The sequence below is a fragment of the Thermosulfurimonas marina genome (assembly GCF_012317585.1).
In the GTDB taxonomy this organism is placed as follows: domain Bacteria; phylum Desulfobacterota; class Thermodesulfobacteria; order Thermodesulfobacteriales; family Thermodesulfobacteriaceae; genus Thermosulfurimonas_A; species Thermosulfurimonas_A marina.
On the sequence record NZ_CP042909.1, the window covers coordinates 1,720,674 to 1,740,026 of the forward strand.

Consider the following 19,353-nt stretch of genomic DNA (forward strand, 5'->3'; position numbering starts at 1 on the left):
CCTTTACCCCCTTCCGAAAGGACAGACCGGGAAGCGGCATTCCTTACAGTGAAGACAATAACCTCCGTGCCCTAGCGCGGCGATCTCTTTGCGGGTGAGGACCTCCCCGGCCAGTACCCGGGGAAGCACCAGATCGAGAATGGTCACTCCGTGATACATTCCGCAGGCCGGGACCCCCAGGAGGGCCTTTTCTCCCAGATAGGCTACCAGAAACATGTTCCCCGGAAGCACCGGGGCCCCGTAAGTAAAGGGCTCGGGCCCCAGGTCGGCGATGGCCAGACGGGTCACGTCGTCCGGGTCCACGGACATTCCTCCGGTAACTAGGACCAAGTCCACCCCCTCCGCCAGGAGACCTTCGATGGCCTCCCGAATGCGGGCCCGGTCGTCGGGGACGAAAACCGGACCGGAAACAGAAAGGCCATAGGCCTCGAGCTTGGGAATCATCACCGGGGCAAAGGCGTCTTTTATGCGGCCGTAATAGACCTCATTTCCAGTGATGACCAGTCCCGCCCGTTCCATTTTCCGGGGAAGCACCCGCAACACCCCGGGACTTTCGGAGGCGATTCGCTCCACTTCTTCCAGAAGACCTTTTTTGACCACCAGGGGAATGGCCCTTCCTCCAGCCAGTTTCTCCCCCTTTTTCACCCAGAAATTTCCGTGCCGGGTGGTCAGGGCAATTTCCCCCAGGAGATTGATGCGGTAGAGGGCCTCCGTGTCCACCTTAAAAAGGCCCTCCCGGGCGGCGGTAAAGGTGACCTTACCCTCCCGCACCTCCTCGGAGAAGGTCACCCCCTCTCCGGCTACGGCCCGGGCCAGACGCAGAGCGGCCTCGTCCTCGTGGGCCTCGTCCGGTTCCATCTCCAGAACGTAAATGTGGTCTTTGCCCAACCGCTTGAGATGGGACACATCCTCGGGCCGGATGATGTGCCCCTTACGGAAGGCCGCTCCCTTAAATTCCCCGGGACGGATTTCCGTAATATCGTGGGGCAGAACCATCCCCACCGCCTCTTCCACCGGGACCGTCCTAGCCCTCACGGGCTCCCTCCTTCTTTTCGTAGGCCTCGATAATCCGCTGGACTAGGGGATGGCGCACCACGTCCTTTTTGGTGAAAAAGACAAAGGCGATCCCCTCCACGTCCCGCAGAAGCTCTACCGCCTCGACCAGCCCGGACTTTTTGGGATCCGGAAGGTCGATCTGGGTGATGTCTCCGGTAATGACCGCCCGGGAGCCGAAGCCCAGACGGGTGAGAAACATCTTCATCTGGTCCGAAGTGGTGTTCTGGGCCTCGTCCAGGATAATGAAGGCCTCGTTTAGAGTGCGGCCGCGCATAAAGGCCAGCGGGGCCACCTCGATGACCCCCTTCTGGAGGAGACGCGAGGCCTTGTCGAAGGGAAGCATGTCGTAAAGGGCGTCGTAAAGGGGCCGCAGATAAGGGTTGACCTTTTCCACCAGGTCCCCCGGCAGGAATCCCAGTTTCTCCCCGGCCTCCACCGCCGGGCGCACCAGGACGATCCGGGAGACCTCTCCCCGCATAAGAAAGGAAATGGCCATGGCCATGGCCAGATAGGTCTTCCCGGTCCCGGCCGGGCCCACTCCAAAGACAATGTCGTGGTTGCGGATGGCCTCGATGTAACGCTTCTGGGTAAGGCCCTTGGGGGTGATGACCTTGCGGCCGGAGGTCACAAAGACCGTGTCCAGAAAGATTTCTCTAAGATTGGCCTCCGGGTTTTCCGCAAGAATGCGGGCGGCATACTCTACGTCACTGGGATAAAGGGTGTAGCCCGCCTTCAGCAGCCCGTAGAGCTCCTCCACCGCCCGGTCGGCCAGTTCGGTGTCTACCGGATCTCCGGTGATCATGACCTGGTTGCCCCGGGCGGTAATCTGGACCCGGAAGGCCTTCTCTAAGGCCTTCAGATGGGCCCCCCGTTCTCCGAAGAGATGACGGGCCAGTTTGTAATCCTCAAAGGTCCTTTCTACCGTGTTGGTCAAGTCCGACACACCTCCTTACTTTATTTTTCGTCTTTAATTTTACACCACGTAGGCTGCCTTTTCAGCCCGGCGTACCTTTTCCAGTTGTTGATTGTAGAAGTTAATCACCTCGCGTCGGCTGATCATCCCCAGAAAGACCCGGGGGTCATCGGTCTTGACCACCGGCAGTTGATCGATGTTGCGGATGGTGAACTTGCGGAGCACGGTGTTGATGTCCTCTTCGGGGTGAGTGGTGATCACATCCTTGCGGGCGATATCCTTGAGGATGATTATGTCCCAGAGGTCCTCGTTGAGGAGATAGGGACGCACGTCATTGATGGAAAAGATGCCGGAAAGGTAGCCTTCGGAGTCCACCACCGGGAAGTAATGTTGCTCGGTGCGCCCGAAGAGCTTGACGAACTGGCGCAGGGTCATGTCCTCCGGGACCACGGCATAGACCCTTTCGGGCCGAAAGATATCCTTTACCTTGATGTCCGCCAGGATGTCCGTGAAGAATTCTCCCCGATGGGCCGGAGAGTGGACCCGACTGGGCACCTGGGAATCGTAGAGGCTCTTGACCGGAAGAGGGGAGGAAAGGGTAATTTGCACGAAATAAGCGGTCATTACCGAAAGGGCTGTGGCCGGCATGAGGCCAAAGGCCCCGGTGATCTCCAGCACGATGAAGATGTTGGCCATGGGGGCCCGGGCCGCGGCCCCGAAGACCGAGGCCATACCGATGACCACATAGGGGGCCGGAGGTTGATGAAAGAGATAGGCCACGAACCCCCCCAGCATGCCCCCCACCACCAGACTAGGGGCAAAGTCTCCCCCGGAGCCTCCGGAACCTATGGTCAGAGAAAAGGCCAGGATTTTAACCAGACAGATGGCCAGCATGAGCTTTCCGGAAAGCTCTCCGTCGATGGCCTTCTGCAACCAGCCGTAGCCGATGCCCAGCACCTGGGGAAGGGCCAGCCCTAAAAGGCCTACCAGGAGACCCCCCAGGGCCGAACGTACATAGAGGGGAAAGGGCAGGCGATCAAAGGTCTCCTTGGTGTAGTGAAAGACCAGAGGGGCCAGGGTGCCCACCACTCCGGCCAGGATCCCCAGGACCAGAAAGCCCAGATACTCTTCAAGGGAGGTCACTGCAAGCCCTGGAGGGACCCGAAAGAGGGGCTCCCACCCTACCACGAAACCGCTCAGGAGATAGGCCACCCCTGCGGAAAAGATGCAGTAGATCAGGGCCTGGGCTTCAAATTCGATCTGACTGTAGAGGACCTCCACGGCAAAGAAGGCCGTGCCCATAGGAGAGCGGAAGATGGCCGAAAGGGCCCCGGACATGCCCATGAGAAGGAGGAGACGCCTCTCACTGGGGGGGCGCCGGGTGAAGGTCCCATAGAGGGACCCCAGCCCGGCTCCGATTTGAGAGGCCGGTCCCTCTCGGCCGGCCGAACCCCCGGAACCCAGGGTGATGGCCGAGGCCAGCATCTTGACCAGGGGCACCCGGGCCCGAATGTAACCCTCCAGGAAATGGAAGGCCCGGATGGCGGCCTCTGTTCCGTGTCCCCGGGCCTCGGGGGCCAGGAGATAGACCAAAAGCCCCGAGAGAAAACCGCCAAGGGTGGTCACCAGCGGGACAAGGGTGTAGCCGTAAGGGCCCACGATTTCTTGGGGAAGGCCCCCCTCGTTGGGAAGCCCCGGGGGGTGGTAAAGGGCAATCTTTCCCAGAAAGAAGGCCTGGGAATAGTCCACCATGAGGCTGAAAACACGGGCCACCACGGCCCCCGCCAGCCCGAGGAGGATTGCGTCTAAAAGAAGGCGAAGCTGTCTTCTTTTCAATTCTCCACCTCTTGAAGGCCTATCTACTATAAATTACTAGGTCTCTCAATGCTTGACGGACAGAACCCGCTCAAGGTATAAAAAGCAGAGACCCCTTCAAGGAGGCCTCCTATGGGACTGCAGAGACTTATCTCCCAGTATATCGTTCAGGGCGTTTATGTAATTACCGTGCGACACGGCGACAAAATCAACGGGATGACTGCGGCCTGGGTGAGCCAGGTTTCCTTCAGACCCCGGCTTCTGGCCGTGGCCATTGCTCCCGAGAGATATACCTATCAGTTACTCAAGGAGTCGGGGACTTTTTGCATTAACGTTTTGGGAGAAGATCAGGTGGATCTGGCCCGGCACTTCGGGTTTAAGTCCGGAAGGGACACGGACAAGTTTGCCGGCATTCCTTATCTCAACGCCCTCAAGGGTTCTCCGGTCCTCAAGAGTGCCATCGCTTACTTTGAATGCGATGTGGTTTCTACCTGTGAAGTGGGAGATCACGTACTCTTTGTGGGGGAGGTGGGGGATCACGCCGTCCAGGTAGAAGGAGCCCGTCCCCTCATCTTCCGCTGGGACGACTACTTCGGCGGAGTGGAGGCCTAGTGATGCCCCAGAGTGAGGCCGGAGAGGAGATCCTGGTCCTACACGAAAAGTGGGTGCGGGTGGCCCGGGGCCATCTGCGAGAGATCGTGGCCACGGTAGTGGGGCTGGTCCTGGTCCTTTCCCTCTGGGCGGGCTACCGCTATTACCGGGACCGCAGGGAGGTCCAGGCGGTAAGGCTTTATGTAAAGGCCCTAAGCCAGAAAGATCGCGATTCTCAGATAAAACTCCTGGAAAATCTGGTCCACAACTATGGAGACACGGTGGCCGGAAGGGAAGCCCGGCTCAATCTGTGGGAGAGCCGACTTTCTTCGTCCTCTCCCGAGGAATTGCTTAAAGAACTCAAGGCCTTAGAGAAGGGGGCCCGGGCCGAGGTGAAGTCTTCTTTGAGGCTGGGAGAGGGCTATCTCCTTGAGGAAAAGGAAGACTTCAAGGCCGCGGCGGGACTTTACGAGGAGGTCCTCAAGGAGGCTCCCTTTAGTGAAGGGGTGGTGAGTGCGGATCTGGCCCGGGTTTACGAAAGAATAGGGGATTTTCGGCGGGCTCTGGAATATTATCGCCGGTTTGTGGCCCAGAAGCCCCCTCTCGAGGCCCTTTCTTTTGTAGAATACAAACTTTCAATCCTGGAAAAACGCCTGGGTCAAAGCTCGTGAGTCTTCTCATCTTTCAGCGTCTGGCCGAGGAGCGCATTCAGGAGGCCATTCGGAACGGGGAGTTTGACGATCTCCCGGGCAAGGGGAAGCCTCTCCAGATGGAGGATCTTTCCTTTGTACCGGAGGAAGTACGTCTGGCCTACAAGGTGTTGAAAAATGCGGGCTTTGTACCTCCGGAGGTGGAGTTGCGCCGGGAGATCCGAACCTTAGAGGATCTCCTGGAGAGTCTGGGCGAGGAAGAGGTGGAGGAGCAATATCGGATCATGCGCCGACTGGATTTTCTTCTTCTCAAGTTGCGGGAGACCCATCGTCGTTCCGCCCTTCTTGAGGAGGATGCCCGTTACTATCGTTTGGTAGCCCGAAAGGTGGCTCGTCTGCGGGAGAAGGAGAGGCGTCCGGTGGGGGGAAAGATCGACTGGTCCGGCCTTTCTCACCGTTTGGGCCTCAAGTATTTGGCGGGCTCTTTCCGCCGGCGTCCCTGATGGTTGAGCTTGACACTTTAGGCTGGCGGTTTAAGTTATGGCCTGGGTCGGGGCGTAGCTCAGCCTGGCAGAGCACTGGCTTCGGGAGTCAGGGGTCGCAGGTTCAAATCCTGCCGCCCCGACCATTTTTTTGCAATTTCAAGCGGACTTAGGAAACACCCTCACCCCTCTGGGGGAAGGTTGGGGGAAAATTTCTAAAACCCTTGATACTCAAGGCTTTCCCGCTGAGACTCATTCGCAATAAGCCCACTTTTCTAAAACTCGATCTCGATTTTCGGCGATTTTTCCCGATTTTCACTCAAACTTGGGTTTGACAGTCGGGAAGGATCGACGAATCTGAAGTAAGCATTTTCGGTCCAAAATACCCCAAAAATGCCCTCTATTTTCTCCTCTCTTTTCATGCTCTACTGTTTTTATTTTCAAATGTTGTGCTACTTATACAAGAATTACCTCTTGATATAAAGAGAGATAATGCTAGCATGTTAGTGCTATGTATATCCGAACCAAAACCTTCAAAAACAAGGACGGGTCCACTAGAACCTACCTCTATATTGTGGAGGGCAAGCGGGTCAACGGAAAGGTACGCCAGAGGATCGTGGCCAACCTGGGGCGCCTGGAAAAACTCCAAGAGGGAGAACTGGATAAGCTGATAGAGGGGCTGGCCAAGTTTTCCCGGAGACAATGGATAGAAGCTCAGGCTCGAAGCATTCAGGCCCAATGGGCCAAGGACTTTGGTCCGGCTTTGATTTTCAGAAGACTTTGGGAAGATCTTAAGCTTAGTAGCATACTGAAGGAGCTTCTTGCCGGAACGGAGATTGCCATAGATGTGGAGGAAGCGGTTTTTGCCATGGTTTTGAACCGGCTCTGTGATCCGGCCTCAAAACTCGGGGTCAGCCGATGGAAGGAGACAGTCTATCGGCCGGAGTTTGAAAGGCTTAAGCTACACCATTTCTACCGGGCTCTTGATTTTCTGGCCGATCATAAGGAGGAAATAGAGGAGAAGCTTTTTGAGAGGATAAGGGATCTATTTCATTTGGAGCTTGATTTGGTGTTTTGGGACACGGCGAGCGTGTATTTTGAGGGGAGAGGGGCGGAGGGGTTTTGCGAGTATGGATTTTCGAAGGATCATCGTCCGGACAGGGTGCAGGTGATATTGGGGTTTCTTATGACGCGGGAGGGGATACCGATAGCCCACGAGGTATTTCCGGGGGCTACGGCGGACGTAGAGACCTTTCGGGTGGTGCTAAAAGACTTACAGAATCGGTTCAGGATAAGGCGGGTCATTCTTGTGGCGGACCGGGGGATGGTGAGTCGGGAGGTGTTAAAGGAGATAGAGGCTATGGGGCTTGAGTACTTGGTGGGGGTGAGGATGCGGAGGCTCAGGGCCATGAAGGAAGTGCTGGGCAGAGGGGGGCGTTTTCGGGAGGTGAAGGGTAACCTTAAGGTGAAGGAAGTCTGGCATGAGGGGAGGCGTTATCTGATTTGTTTCAATCCGGAGGAGGCGGAGAGGGAGAGGCTTTCCCGTGAGGAGATGGTAGGGAAGCTTGAGGAGAAGCTCAAGGCCGGGGGTCTTAAGGGGCTTATAGGGAACCGGGGTTATCGTCGGTATTTGAAGGTGGAGGGGAGTTCGGCGGTTGTTGATCGGGAGGTTTTGGAGGAGGAGGCTAGATATGATGGGAAGTATGTGCTTGAGACGAATGCGGGGTTAAGTGTGGAGGAGGCGGCTTTGGCGTATAGGGGACTTTGGCAGGTAGAGAGGGCCTTTCGGGAGATGAAAAGCGGTCTGGATCTTAGGCCGGTGTATCACTGGACGGAGAAGCGGATTCGGGGGCACATCATGGTATGTTTTTTGGCCTTTGTGCTGGAGGTGGTGCTGATGAGGAGGCTGAGGGAGGTTGGCTACGAGGGAAGTTATCAGGAGGTGATGACGGATCTTGAGCGGCTTAAGGCGGTGGAGGTTACGGTGGATGGGAGGAATTACTTGGTGAGGACGGAACTTGAGGGGAAGGCCTATGAGGTATTCAAGGCGGTGGGGATAAGGGTACCAGGGAGGTTTCTTGAGGTGGGAGGAGAGGATGTTGTGGAACGCGGGGGTAGTATGCCCGGAAACCGTTGATACAAGCGAATTTTTTTGCCCGGGGTGTCAAAGTTGAGTCTGAAGGGAACGAAAAGAACTTATAAATCAGGTGCCCCAATGGTGCCCCGGCCGAAAAGTCCGCTTTATAGCTCCGCAAGAAATCGTAAATTTTAAATGCGGGAGGGGGGACTCGAACCCCCACGGGGAAAGACCCCAGCGGATCCTAAGTCCGCAGCGTCTGCCAATTCCGCCACTCCCGCTTTCGAGATTTAAGTTTATCCTTTAGGGAAAGAGCTTCAAGAAGCTTGCCTTTTTCTCCTCTCAGGGGTAAAGATTGTCCGGGATGAAGAGCTCGCAGGTCTACTGGCATCCCCAATTGGTTACCCGGGCGGACCGGGAACGCCTTAACAAACACCGCAGCGGTGTTATTTGGTTCACGGGTCTTCCGGCCTCGGGCAAGTCTACCATAGCCCATTTTCTGGAAAAGGAGCTTTTTGAGCGCGGCATTCGGGCTTATGTCCTGGATGGAGACAACATTCGCCACGGCCTTTGCGGGGATCTGGGCTTCTCCCGGGAGGAGCGCCGGGAAAATCTGCGTCGCATCGCCGAGGTCTGCCGCCTAATGGTAGACGCCGGGATCTTGGTGCTCGCGGCCTTTGTTTCCCCCTATCGGGAAGATCGGCAATACGTGCGCGAAAGGGTAGGGGATGGGGCCTTTTTCGAGGTGTATGTAAAATGTAGTCCCGAGACCTGCGAAAAACGGGACCCCAAAGGGCTTTACCGCAAGGCCCGCGAGGGAAAAATCCAAGGCTTTACCGGGGTCAACGCTCCCTACGAGGAGCCCGAAAATCCTGACCTGGTACTGGATACCGAAGAGGATGACCTCGAGACTTGTGTCCAGAAGGTCCTCCAGATGCTCTCCGAAAAGGGCTTCATCCTCCTTCTCTAGTTTTAGTCATTCCGGATCTAACGCGTCAGCCAAACTCTAGGGATCAGGAAGGGGGAGCTTCTTGCGGGAGGGCCTTGAAGACCACAGGAACCAGGAGGAGAGGGGGAAGAGAAATCCAGAAGGTGAAAAAGAAGAACCCGGCATAGCCCCAGGCCTGCGCCCCGAAACCCCCTAGGGCCCGGGAGAGATTAAAAGAAAGGCTGAAAAGAGTGGCCAGAAGGGCGTACTGGCTGGCACTTAGGTCCCGCCGGCAGAGGCGCATAAGAAAGGCCAAAAAGGCCGCCGTGCCGAGCCCTCCGGTAAAGCTTTCTACCAAAGAGGCCACATAGACCGTCCAGCGGGCCGAAGAAGGCAGGGCCGCGTAAGCATAGCCCAGATTGGAAAGAGATTGGGTGAGCCCCAGCATCCACAGGGCCCGGAAAAGACCCAGGGAACGTACTAGCCCTCCTCCCACCAGTGAGCCCGCAATGGTGGCCAAACTCCCCAGGGTTCCCGAAATCAGTCCGATTTCCAGCTTGGTAAACCCCCGGTCCACCCAGAAAGGGTAGATCATGGAACCCATAGTGGCATCTCCAATCTTAAAAGTAAGGATGAAAAATAGAAGGACCGGAGCATAAGGTCTCTTAAGAATGTCCTTTAAAGGTAAAATATATTGCCCGAATAAATCGTGAGTTTTGGTAGACATTGAGGGAAGATGGGTGTCTGGGAGGAAGGCGATGAGGGCGGCCAGGGCTAGGAAGATCACCGTGAGGGCCAGAAAGGCCGGCCGGAAGCCCCAAAAATGGGCCAGGGCTACCAGCCCTCCTCCGGAGCCGATCATGGCTACCCGATAGGCCGAGACCCGGACTCCATTGCCTGGGCCGAGCTCTTCTTCCTCCAGAAGTTCGATGGTGTAACCATCCACGGCGATATCGAGGGTGGCCGAAGAGAGGGTACAGAGAAAGACGAAAAGAATATAGAGTTTTCCTGCGGGAGGAACCAGCGAAAGCAGAGTCACCGAGAGGGCGAGCCCCAGGAGGGCTCCCACCATCCAATAATATTTTCGTCCGTAGCGGTCCACTAGGGGGGCCCAGAGGGGTTTGAGACTCCAAGAAAGGCCCGCCAGCGAAAGAAGCCCGATCTCCACGAGGTTGACCCCTTCGGTGCGTAGATAGACCGGGAGGGTCACGTAAACGAATCCAAAGGGCAACCCTTCGGCCAGATAAAGGAGGGCCACCACGGCCATCTTGCGATAGAAGGCGGTTTTCATAGGGATCTCCAGCGGGGAAGCACCCGAGGAGTGCGGCGGGCGTATTCCCGCCAGAGGGCTCCGAAACGCTCCTCGAGTTCGCGTTCTTCCCGGGGGACGATGACCCCCCAGGTGAAAATCAGGTCGCCCAGGGCCACCAGGGCTACGGCCGGATAACCCGAAAAGAAAAAGATTCCCCAGAAAAAGAGGGCATGAGCTACATAGGTAGGGTGCCGGAGATAGCGGAAAGGTCCCTCGGTAACTAGCTGGTCTTCCGGCCGAGGGTCTAAGATTCCCCGGCCCAGGATATGCTCCCGGAGCCAGAAAGCGGTAAGCACCTGGAGCAGGGTCCCACCAAGGAGGGCCAGGGCCCCCAAAAACCTCACCGGGGCTGGGAAGGAAAGAGGAGGCCAGCGGGTGGGAAAATTGGCCAGAGCCAGAACTAAAGCCCCAAGGCTCCAAAGGCCGATAATCACCGGGTAATAGCGGCGCCCCAGTCTGCGTCTCAGGGAGGGAAAGAGATGGAGGGGGACCCAGAAGAGGGGGATTATCGGCCAGAGGAGGACCGCCAGCCAGGCCAGGAATTTAGAAAGCTCATCCATAGGGGCGATTTTAAACCCCCTCGGGGTCCCTTCTCAAGACATCCGAGGTCTCTTCTTGACCACAGTTTTTACTTTGAATAGATTGATACTTAAAATCGAGATACGAGATAGGAGACTTCCATGTTTTTTACCGCCGGCTGGATAGAGGAGGCCCTGGAGCGCTACCGGAGGCGCAGTCTCCAGGATACCATTATGGGCAAGAAGATCGCTTTTTCCGACCGCCATTATTTGGCGGCTCTTCTTCATATCTATACCGGGACCTTCAGGCTGGAGAGCTTGGCATGCCTGGCCGGTCTTTCTCTGGAGGAGCTTTTACATCAGCGCTCACAGGTGGACTTTATGAGTTTGGTGGACTATTTGCGCACCCGCTTTGCCGAGTGGTTTCGGGAACATCTTCTGATGCGAGACTTTACCCTTCCAGAGTATGGACTCTTGGCCCTAGAATATCTCCACCTGGAGGAACAGGTACGGGCCCAGATTCGCATTCCCCTTTTGAATCAGCTCAAACACCTCTGTGAAGAACTGGAAGACAAGCTAGCCGGGGGAAAGACTTTAGCTCCCTATGACGAGCGTCAACTCCGGAGGCTTCTTTTCTTTTTCCTCTCGGCGGAGGCCCTTAAACCCAGTCTGTGTGGACGCTTGGTGAACCGCACCCGGGAGGCGGCCGAAAGGGCCTATCCTGGTGAATTCTCCCGGTTAGAACTTCCGGAAAAGGAAGGATTTGCCGAAAGTCTTTACCGCTATCTTGAGGAGTCTCTGGGCTATGTCGCGCGAGCTTGAGATCCTGGACCGTCTGAAAAAGGCCTACCCCGAGGCCCGCATCGCCCTCAAGTTTGAAAACCCTCTACAACTGCTCATCGCGACCATCCTTTCGGCCCAGTGTACCGATGAAAGGGTCAATCAGGTTACCCCGGAACTTTTTAAAAAGTATCCTGACGCCCGGGCCTTTGCGGAGGCCGATCTGGAAGAACTGGCCCAAGACATCCGCTCCACCGGCTTTTACAAGCAGAAGGCCCGTTACATAAAAGAGGCCTGCCGGATCCTGGTAGAAAAGTACGGGGGAGAGGTCCCCAAGAGTCTGGAGGCCCTGCTGGAGCTTCCGGGGGTAGCCCGTAAGACGGCCAATATCGTGCTGGCCAATGCTTACGGAATCGTGGAAGGGATCCCAGTGGATACCCATGTACGACGCCTGGCTCGCCGGTTGGGGTTTACTCAGGAGAAGGACCCGGACAAGATCGAACGCGACCTCATGCGCATTATTCCCCGAGAGGACTGGGCGGTCATTCCCTACGTCCTTCAGGCCCATGGACGCACCATCTGCACCGCCCGCAAACCCAAATGTGACCGCTGTCCGGTGCGCGATCTCTGCCCCTCGGCCGGAAAGGACCTTGCCTGAGGAAGTCTTCCGTCTTAAAGTGGATCCAGCCTCCGAGGGAAAGCGTCTTGATGTTTTTCTTTCCGAAAGGCTTCCCGGACTTACCCGCTCCCGAATAAAAAGACTGATCTCCGAAGGACGGGTTTCTATTTCGGAAGAAGGCAAGATCAAGCCTTCTCGCCCGGTAAGGGCTGGAGAGGAGATTTTGGTGCGGGTTCCCCCTCCGGAAGAAGTGCCCCTGGAGCCGGAGCCGGTACCCCTGGAAATCCTCTATGAAGACGAAGATCTGGCGGTGATTGTGAAGCCTCCCGGGGTGGTGGTCCATCCTGCGGTAGGCCACCTTCGGGGCACCTTGGTGCATGGGCTCTTAGGGAGGCTTTCGGGACTTTCCGGGGTGGGAGGAAGCCTCCGTCCCGGGATCGTGCATCGGCTGGACAAGGATACTTCGGGGCTTATGGTTGTGGCCAAAAACGACCGGGCCCATCTGCGGCTTGCGGCCATGTTTAAAGGACGGGAGGTAGAGAAGTGGTATCTGGCCCTGGTCCACGGGGTACCTGAGCCCCGTTCTGGAAGGATCACCGTTCCCATCGGGCGCCACCCGGTGCACCGCAAGAAGATGCTTGCCGGGGCTCCCCGGGGTCGGGAGGCCGAGACCTTTTACCGAGTGCGGGAGGTCTTCCGTAAATGGGCCTTGCTGGAGGTGCGACCGGTGACCGGACGCACCCATCAGATCCGGGTGCACCTTTCTCACCTCGGACATCCCATTGTGGGAGACGTCCTTTATGGAGGAAAGCGCCCCGGAGGGCCCCCGGCCGCGCGACAGATGCTCCACGCCTGGCGTCTGAGCTTTGTACACCCGGTGACCGGAAAGCGGATGGTCTTCGAGGCCCCGCTTCCGGAAGATTTCGAAAACATTCTCGAGGAACTTCGCCGGTGCGCAAAGTAGGGATTACCGGGGGGGCGGCCACCGGAAAGAGTACCCTGCTTAAGATCCTTTCCGAGCTAGGTTATCCCGTCTTTTCTGCTGACGAGGTGGTGCGCCGGCTGCTGGCTCCCCAAGGGCGGGCCTTCTCCCAGGTGAAAACCCTTTGCCCCTGGGCCCTGAGCCCTGAAGGGACCCTCGACCGGCGAAAGATTTTAGAAAGGATGGTTCGGGACGAAAGTTTGCGTCGCAAGTTGGAGGCCTTATTGCATCCTTTGGTGCGGGAGGAACTCTTGGCCTTTTTCAAGGAAGCCGAGTCCAAGGGAGCGTCCTGGGCCTTTGCGGAGATTCCGCTCCTTTTTGAGGCCGGCTGGGAGGGGCTCTTTGACGAAATTTGGGTCGTGACCTGCAAGGAAGACCTTCAGCGGAGCCGGCTCCGGGAGAGGGTAGGGGAGGAGCTGGCCGAGGCCCTTCTTCGGCTTCAGTGGCCCCTTTCCGAAAAGGTAGCCCGGGCCCATCGGGTATTTTCCTCGGAAGATCCCCCAGAGAGTTGGCGACGGGAACTTCAGGAACTTCTTTCTAGAAGCCGGACCCCTTGAGGAGAAAGTCCCTGAACCAGGAGGCTTTCAGAGAGTCTTCTGACCTTTATCTCCGAGAGCCAGAGGGCCTCTTTGAGCGAGGCTGCGCCCCTTCCGGCGAAGGCCTGAGGGGCCCTGCGGCCTCCAATGATCACCGGTCCGAAAAAGAAAAAGACCTCATCCACTAACCCTTGGTCCAAGAAGGCTCCCTGGACCTCTCCTCCCCCTTCTACCAAAAGAGAAAGGATCCCCCGTTCGGCGAGCCGGAAAAGGAGATCCTCCAAATTCACCCGATCCTCCCGCTCTTTCACCCGGAGGATTTCCACCCCTAGCTCCCGAAAAGGGATTTCTCTTTCCCGGGGGGCTTTCTCTCCACAGACCAGCCAGGTGGGGATCTTCCTGGCCGTGCGGAAGAGTCTTCGGTCCGGGGAAAGCCGCAGGCGGGTATCGAGGACAATCCTTACCGGATTTCGGCCTTTGACCAGTCGGCAGGTGAGTTGGGGATCATCCTCTTCTACCGTACGCCGGCCCACGAGGATGGCGTCGCAGAGGGCCCGGAGGCCATGGCCCAGGCGCCGGGCCCTCTCCCCGGTGATCCACCGGGAGTCCCCGGTGCGGGTGGCCAGGCGGCCGTCGAGACTTGCAGCCACCTTGAGAATCACCCAGGGCCGGCCGTCCTGGACTCGGCGCAGAAAAAAACGGGCCAGATAGCGGCATTCCTTCTCCAGAACGCCACTCCGAACTTCAAGTCCCCTTTCGGCCAAATATTCCAACCCTCCACGGGCCCGGGGGTTGGGATCCCGGGTCCCGGCCACCACCCGGCGGATGCCCGCGGCCAGGATGGCCTCCGTACAGGGCGGGGTGCGGCCGTGGTGGTTGCAGGGCTCGAGGGTCACATAGAGGGTGGCCCCCCGGGCTCGCTCTCCCGCCCGGCGCAGGGCCTCCACCTCGGCATGAGGCCGGCCCGCGGCCCGGTGATATCCCCGACCCAGGACCTCACCACTTTGGGGATCCACCACCACCGCGCCCACCGGAGGATTGGGGCTGGTGCGCCCCAGCCCCCGGCGCCCTTCCCGCAGGGCCAGCCGCATGTAGAACTCGTCCTCTCTTCTTTGCATAGATTTTGAACCCCCCACCCTTAATTTTTTGCTCGACATCCTTATAATAAGATTCGATGAAGGAGGAAAGCCCCACCATCCTTCTGGTGGACGATGATCGGAGTTTCCGAGAGTTTTTGACCCTTTTTTTGAAAAAGGAAGGCTATCAGGTCTTGAGTGCGGGCGACGGGCTAGAGGCCTTGAAGATCTTGGAGACGGAGGCCCCGGATCTCATCCTCCTGGACTTACGCATGCCCCATCTGGGGGGCCTTGATTTTCTGGGGCGCATTCGAAAAAAGGGCCTGGAGATTCCGGTCATCGTGATTACCGCCTACGCCTCCCTGGATTCGGCGGTGAGGGCGAAAAAAGAAGGGGCCTTTGATTACCTTCCTAAGCCCTTCAAGCTGGAAGAGTTACGTCAGAAGTTGAAGGCCGCTCTGAAAAGACGTCCGGCCCCTGAGCCCCCTCCGGAAGAATTTATGGGGATCGTGGGGCGGAGCCCGGCCATGCGCCGGATCTTCACCTTACTTCCCAAGGTGGCCCAGGCCGAAAGCAACGTGCTCATTACCGGGGAGTCCGGAACGGGGAAGGAACTGGTGGCTCAGGCCATCCATCAGCTCTCTCCTCGCCGGGAAAAGCCCTTTGTAGTGGTTAACTGCGGAGGTATACCTTCTTCCCTCCTGGAGTCGGAACTTTTTGGATATAAGGCCGGGGCCTTTACCGGGGCCACCCGCGACAAACCCGGACTTTTTGCCCTGGCCGACGGAGGGACCATCTTTCTCGATGAAATCGGGGATCTTCCAGCCGAGCTCCAGGTAAAGCTCCTGCGGGTGGTGGAAAATAAGAGCTTTACCCCGCTGGGAAGCACGCGGGAGATCCGGGTGGACGTGCGGATTATCTCCGCCACCAATAAGGACCTGGAAGAGGAGGTCCGGGCGGGCCGCTTTCGGGAGGATCTTTATTTCCGGCTCAATGTCCTTTCCCTGCATCTTCCTCCCCTGCGGGAGCGTCGGGAAGATATTCCCCTTTTAGTACAGCATTTCCTCCACAAATATGCCCGCAAACTGGGCCGGGAAGAGGTGGGGATTTCCCCTTATGCCCTCAAGGCCCTCATGGAATATGATTTTCCGGGAAACGTGCGGGAGCTTGAAAATATCATTGAGCGGGCGGTGGCCCTGGAGACCGGCCCCCTCATCCTTCCCGAAAGTTTGACTCTGCGCTCCGGGGGCTCGTCCAGGACGGAACTCAAGGCGGAACTTCCCCCGGGAGGTCTGGATCTCGAGGCCTATCTGGCGGAGATAGAAAAGGACCTCCTTCGGCAGGCCTTGGAGAGGACCGGAGGCCGTCGGGAGGAGGCCGCCCGGCTTCTGGGCCTTACGCCACGTTCCCTGCGTTACCGACTCCAAAAGTACGGTCTGGCATGAAGCGATATTTTTGGGCCCGCCTGCCCTTGATCTTTCTTCTGGGCGTCTTTTTTTACCATTTGCAGCCGGAAATCGTCTGGATTCTCCTAATGTATTTCTTTGGGTCTGGATTTTTCTTCTTTTTGGTACCTCGCCTTTTTGGCGAGGAGATTTCTTTTTGGGGGCAGAAGATCCTGGACTTTTTGGCCGTTTTTCTTCTGATCCGGAGTACCGGAGGACGAGAAAGCCCTCTCTTTTTTCTTCTTTTTTTGCCTCCAGCCGAGACTGCCCTCCTCAAAGAGGCTCCAGAGGCTGATTTAACGGCCTTGGTGAGTCTTCTTCTAATGGGCTACTTCTTTTTTGCACAAGGGCCGTCCCAGCTCTCGGAGGAGTGGTTTTCCTTTTTTATGTATGTGGGGGCCCTAGGGCTTATCAGTATTCTGGCGCTTAAACTTTCCGAACTGCGGGCCGAGATCCTTCACCACGAAGATCTTCGGAGGACCCTACTCACTTCTCTGGCCGCAGGACTGGTCTTTCTAGATCCGGATCTGCGCGTGGTTTCCTGGAACCCTCGGGCGAAAGAGATTCTACCCCGCCTAGAAAAGGGGCGTTTTTTGCCAGAAATTTTAGGGAAGACCCTCCCCTTCCGGAGTTGCCGGGGGGAGGCCCGTCTTGACAACCGCATCATTGGTTACTCTCTCTTCCCCTTACGTAGAGGGGAGCGGACTCTGGGATGGGGCTTTCTTTTTCAGGACATCACCGAGGCCCGAGAAAAAGAAGAGGCCTTGGCCGAGGCCCGAAGGCTGGCCTCGTTGGGGACCATGGCCGCGGGGCTTATCCATGAAATTCGTAATCCGCTGGCCACTATCAGCGGAGGAGTGGAGTTCTTACGGGAACGCCTTGCCGGGGTGGAAGATCTGGCCCCGGTGCTTGAGATGATGGGGCGGGAGGCCGAGCGCCTTAACCGCCTGGTTACCCATTTTCTCTTTTTTGCGCGTCCGGAAAGAGGAGAGACCGAAGAATTTGCGGTAGAGGATCTCCTGGAGGAGACCCTTTCCTCTCTAGGGGACCTCTTTTCCGGGATCGAAGTTCGCCGAAGAGTAGAGCTGGGACGGATACAGGCCAATCGGGATCAGTGGCGCCAGATCCTGGAGAATCTCCTTTCCAACGCCGCGGAGGCCACCCGGGAGGCCGGAGGTCGCTTAGTAGAGGTAGAAATCTTAGAAAAAAGCAGCTATTATGTTTTAAGGGTTCGAGATACCGGCCCGGGAATTCCTCCGGAGGTGCGCCCCAAGATCTTTGACCCCTTCTTTACCACCAAGGCGCAGGGGACCGGACTGGGGCTGGCGGTGGTCTATCGCATCGTGAAGAACCTGGGAGGTGAGGTCTTAGCCTTTTCGGAAAAGGGACAGGGGAGTCTCTTTGAAGTCCGAATTCCCAAAAAGGAAAGGGCATGACCAACGGATTTGAAGATTTGGCCGAAGGCCTTTCTTTAGAGGTCCGCCGGGAGATTGCGGAAAAATATTTTACGCACCGGAAGATCCTGGAAGAAGATCTAGATGAATATCAGGCCAAATTAAAAGAATTTGAGAAAGAAGAAGAAAAAGTCCTCCAAGAGCTTCTGCGCCTCCTTTTTCTTTTAAGGGAGAAAGATCTTATGGAACGTTTTGCGGAAATTACCGGGGTTTCCCTCTTTCCGTATCACGATGAATATCTCCTGAATTCCCCTACGATCAGACGACGACTCTTTCGTAAGTTGCGGGCTCGAGGGCTGACCTCCAAGGGCAAATTTCTGAGATTATTTGAAGAGACCTACAAACGTCTTTATCAGAAATTTCAAGAGTATCAGAAAAAATTAAGACTTCTTGAGTATCTTTTTCGGCAAATTCGTGAAGAACTTCGAGAATTTCAAAAAAATTACGATTTGGGAAGTATATTGTCCTTTTTTGAATCTCTTTCCGAGAGTCGACCCTCGGAGATGGGAGTGACCGCACAAAAGGGGGAAGCGATAGAGGGTCTGGCCGAACTTTTGCGGTTTCCGGAGGTCCCTGAACCCCGGAGGCGTTTTGTCGATCTGGGAAGTCTCCCTTCTTGGGGGGAGGTGGGCTCTGCCCTGCGCAAATTGGCCAAGGAAGCCTATCAGCGTCACCGCCAGGAGGCCCGTTCCATCCTTGAAGAGGTCTCTTCTTAGAACGGTAAAAAGGATCATCGAGCGCTACGGTCTTCTTCATCGAGGAGACCGGGTGCTGGTGGCGGTCTCCGGAGGAGTGGACTCCGTGGTCCTGCTGGAGGTCCTAGATCTTCTTAAAGAGGAATACGAGTTGCAGCTATTTGTGGCCCATTATGATCACCGGCTGCGGAAAGCTTCTCTCCGGGATTCCCTTTTCGTCTATCAATTGGCGAAAAAGAAGGGCCTTCCTTATCTCTACGGGGTGAGCCTGGTGAAGGAATATGCCCGCCGGGAAGGGTTGAGCCTGGAGATGGCCGGCCGAGAGTTGCGCTACCGCTTTTTTGAGAGGCTTCGGCGAGATCTGGATCTTCACCGTATCGCCCTGGCCCATCAGGCCGACGACCTGGCCGAGGAAGTCCTTCTGCGGTTTTTGCGGGGGGCTGGACGCCGGGGCCTGGCGGGTATCCCGGTAAAGAGAGAGGCCCACATCATCCGTCCTCTCCTTTTTGTGAGTCGTCAAGAAATCCTGGATTTTGCCCGAGAAAGAGGGCTCTCTTGGGTGGAGGACGAGAGCAACCGGGATCCGCGTTTTGTGCGCAACCGGGTGCGCCATCTCCTTATTCCTTTTCTGGAAGAGCACTTTCATCCCCGGGTGCGCGAAAACTTAAAACGCACAGCCCTTATCCTGGCCGAGGAGGAGGAGCTCATCGATGAGATGGCCCGCAAGGCCCTGGACCGAGCCTTGGTCAAGGAGGCAAAGGAGGTGGTCCTCCGGGTGCCTATCCTGCGAGGGTATCCCGAGGCCTTGAGACGGCGGGTCTTCTGGCTGGCCCTTTCCCGGGCCGGGGTCTCCCTTATCCGGGTGCGTAAGGTCCATCTTGAGGCCCTAGAAAACCTCCTTTCCGGAAAGGCCCGTGGTCCGGTTCCTCTACCCGGGGATTTCAGAGCGGTACGGGGTCCGGGAATCTTACGCCTCCTTCGCTCGCCTTCTCCAGTAAGTGAGCCCTTCTTTTTGGAAATTTACGGTGAGGGGGAATACCTCCTTCCGGGAGGAAAATTTATCCTAGAAAGGGGGGCTTCGAGGGAAGCCTCGGTTCTGGATCCGGAACGCATATCCTTTCCCCTGGTGGTCCGCTCCCGAAGGCCGGGAGATCGGATTTTTTGGCCGAAAGTAGGGCACAAACGCCTTAAAAAGTTTTTTTGGGAGCAAGGAATTCCCCCGGAAATGAGAGATTTGTGGCCCCTGGTAGAATATCAAGGAGAGATTGTGGCTATACCCGGGTATTATGTTCATCCAGCCTATCAGGCCCGGGGGAAAGAGGGTCTCGTCCTGCGATTCGTGCCTCACCAAGGGGTTTCATTTGCTCTTCAGAAAAGGAGCGGTTAAAATTTGTTTAAAATAAAAAAGCTTCGGATCGTTTCCC

The 19,353-nt window shown here is 56.9% G+C and carries 19 protein-coding genes and 2 tRNA genes; 14 read left to right on the forward strand and 7 right to left on the reverse strand.

All coding sequences use genetic code 11. From position 1 onward, the window contains the following. Window positions 1-3: 3 nt before the first annotated feature. From FVE67_RS08970 to FVE67_RS08980, 3 genes are read right to left on the reverse strand one after another with little or no spacing between them, the layout of a single operon-like run. The gene (locus FVE67_RS08970) at window positions 4-1,035 is read right to left on the reverse strand and encodes a molybdopterin-binding protein (protein WP_210534600.1); all 1,032 of its coding nucleotides are present in this window, start codon (window positions 1,033-1,035) and stop codon (window positions 4-6) included. Beyond that, on the reverse strand, window positions 1,025-1,999 hold the full coding sequence (locus tag FVE67_RS08975) for a PhoH family protein (RefSeq protein WP_168720252.1): 975 nt from the start codon (window positions 1,997-1,999) through the stop codon (window positions 1,025-1,027). Before FVE67_RS08975 ends, FVE67_RS08970 begins: the two co-directional genes overlap by 11 nt. Before the next feature lie 30 nt (window positions 2,000-2,029). After that, window positions 2,030-3,805 (reverse strand): chloride channel protein, encoded by a 1,776-nt coding sequence (locus tag FVE67_RS08980; protein ID WP_168720253.1) that lies wholly within the window; start codon window positions 3,803-3,805, stop codon window positions 2,030-2,032. Window positions 3,806-3,916: 111 nt separating this feature from the next. On the opposite strand from FVE67_RS08980, the gene FVE67_RS08985 reads away from it, so the two are divergent. The 5 genes from FVE67_RS08985 to FVE67_RS09005 all read left to right on the forward strand — a co-directional run bounded on the left by FVE67_RS08985 (window position 3,917) and on the right by FVE67_RS09005 (window position 7,644). Further along, entirely contained in the window at window positions 3,917-4,396 is a 480-nt protein-coding gene (locus FVE67_RS08985) for a flavin reductase family protein (protein WP_168720254.1), read from the forward strand. Between the two features lie 2 nt (window positions 4,397-4,398). Continuing rightward, window positions 4,399-5,046 carry a tetratricopeptide repeat protein gene (locus tag FVE67_RS08990; RefSeq protein WP_168720255.1) on the forward strand — a complete coding sequence of 216 codons (648 nt, stop codon included), beginning with the start codon at window positions 4,399-4,401 and terminating at the stop codon, window positions 5,044-5,046. After that, window positions 5,043-5,528 carry a DnaJ family domain-containing protein gene (locus FVE67_RS08995; protein ID WP_210534601.1) on the forward strand — a complete coding sequence of 162 codons (486 nt, stop codon included), beginning with the start codon at window positions 5,043-5,045 and terminating at the stop codon, window positions 5,526-5,528. Before FVE67_RS08990 ends, FVE67_RS08995 begins: the two co-directional genes overlap by 4 nt. Before the next feature lie 48 nt (window positions 5,529-5,576). Beyond that, window positions 5,577-5,653, forward strand: a tRNA-Pro gene (locus FVE67_RS09000). A gap of 365 nt (window positions 5,654-6,018) precedes the next feature. After that, window positions 6,019-7,644, forward strand: coding sequence for an IS1634 family transposase (locus FVE67_RS09005; protein WP_168720256.1), 1,626 nt, complete (start codon window positions 6,019-6,021; stop codon window positions 7,642-7,644). Window positions 7,645-7,780: 136 nt separating this feature from the next. Here FVE67_RS09005 and FVE67_RS09010 read toward each other — a convergent pair. Beyond that, a tRNA-Leu gene (locus tag FVE67_RS09010) sits at window positions 7,781-7,865 on the reverse strand. Window positions 7,866-7,948: 83 nt separating this feature from the next. Here FVE67_RS09010 and cysC point away from each other — a divergent pair. After that, window positions 7,949-8,554 carry an adenylyl-sulfate kinase gene (cysC, locus tag FVE67_RS09015; protein WP_168720257.1) on the forward strand — a complete coding sequence of 202 codons (606 nt, stop codon included), beginning with the start codon at window positions 7,949-7,951 and terminating at the stop codon, window positions 8,552-8,554. Window positions 8,555-8,597: 43 nt separating this feature from the next. On the opposite strand, the gene FVE67_RS09020 is transcribed toward cysC, so the two are convergent. Continuing rightward, complete coding sequence (locus FVE67_RS09020) at window positions 8,598-9,803, reverse strand: MFS transporter (protein ID WP_168720258.1); 1,206 nt, start codon at window positions 9,801-9,803, stop codon at window positions 8,598-8,600. Continuing rightward, window positions 9,800-10,384, reverse strand: coding sequence for a methyltransferase family protein (locus FVE67_RS09025; protein WP_168720259.1), 585 nt, complete (start codon window positions 10,382-10,384; stop codon window positions 9,800-9,802). Before FVE67_RS09025 ends, FVE67_RS09020 begins: the two co-directional genes overlap by 4 nt. A 120-nt stretch (window positions 10,385-10,504) precedes the next feature. On the opposite strand from FVE67_RS09025, the gene FVE67_RS09030 reads away from it, so the two are divergent. Genes FVE67_RS09030 through coaE form a run of 4 tightly spaced genes read left to right on the forward strand, consistent with a single transcriptional unit; the run spans window position 10,505 to window position 13,280 of the window. Continuing rightward, a complete protein-coding gene (locus tag FVE67_RS09030; protein WP_168720260.1) occupies window positions 10,505-11,164 on the forward strand; it encodes a hypothetical protein in 660 nt (219 codons plus the stop codon). Next, complete coding sequence (nth, locus tag FVE67_RS09035) at window positions 11,148-11,780, forward strand: endonuclease III (RefSeq protein WP_168720261.1); 633 nt, start codon at window positions 11,148-11,150, stop codon at window positions 11,778-11,780. The genes FVE67_RS09030 and nth overlap by 17 nt, the downstream gene beginning before the upstream one ends. Continuing rightward, window positions 11,773-12,705, forward strand: a complete 933-nt coding sequence (locus FVE67_RS09040; protein WP_168720262.1) for an RluA family pseudouridine synthase — start codon at window positions 11,773-11,775, stop codon at window positions 12,703-12,705. The genes nth and FVE67_RS09040 overlap by 8 nt, the downstream gene beginning before the upstream one ends. Next, a complete protein-coding gene (coaE, locus tag FVE67_RS09045; protein ID WP_168720263.1) occupies window positions 12,693-13,280 on the forward strand; it encodes a dephospho-CoA kinase in 588 nt (195 codons plus the stop codon). Before FVE67_RS09040 ends, coaE begins: the two co-directional genes overlap by 13 nt. Here the strand turns inward: coaE and ribD are convergent. Next, the gene (ribD, locus tag FVE67_RS09050) at window positions 13,247-14,377 is read right to left on the reverse strand and encodes a bifunctional diaminohydroxyphosphoribosylaminopyrimidine deaminase/5-amino-6-(5-phosphoribosylamino)uracil reductase RibD (protein ID WP_168720264.1); all 1,131 of its coding nucleotides are present in this window, start codon (window positions 14,375-14,377) and stop codon (window positions 13,247-13,249) included. The genes coaE and ribD overlap by 34 nt on opposite strands. A 56-nt stretch (window positions 14,378-14,433) precedes the next feature. Between ribD and FVE67_RS09055 the strand changes: the two genes are divergently transcribed. The 4 genes from FVE67_RS09055 (at window position 14,434) to tilS (ending at window position 19,316) form a co-directional block, all read left to right on the forward strand. Further along, window positions 14,434-15,780 (forward strand): sigma-54-dependent transcriptional regulator, encoded by a 1,347-nt coding sequence (locus FVE67_RS09055; protein ID WP_168720265.1) that lies wholly within the window; start codon window positions 14,434-14,436, stop codon window positions 15,778-15,780. A 308-nt stretch (window positions 15,781-16,088) separates the two neighbouring features. Continuing rightward, a complete protein-coding gene (locus FVE67_RS09060; protein WP_210534603.1) occupies window positions 16,089-17,216 on the forward strand; it encodes a two-component system sensor histidine kinase NtrB in 1,128 nt (375 codons plus the stop codon). Beyond that, window positions 17,213-17,950 carry a hypothetical protein gene (locus FVE67_RS09065; RefSeq protein ID WP_168720267.1) on the forward strand — a complete coding sequence of 246 codons (738 nt, stop codon included), beginning with the start codon at window positions 17,213-17,215 and terminating at the stop codon, window positions 17,948-17,950. Before FVE67_RS09060 ends, FVE67_RS09065 begins: the two co-directional genes overlap by 4 nt. Continuing rightward, a complete protein-coding gene (tilS, locus tag FVE67_RS09070; RefSeq protein ID WP_168720268.1) occupies window positions 17,931-19,316 on the forward strand; it encodes a tRNA lysidine(34) synthetase TilS in 1,386 nt (461 codons plus the stop codon). Before FVE67_RS09065 ends, tilS begins: the two co-directional genes overlap by 20 nt. Window positions 19,317-19,353 lie beyond the last annotated feature (37 nt).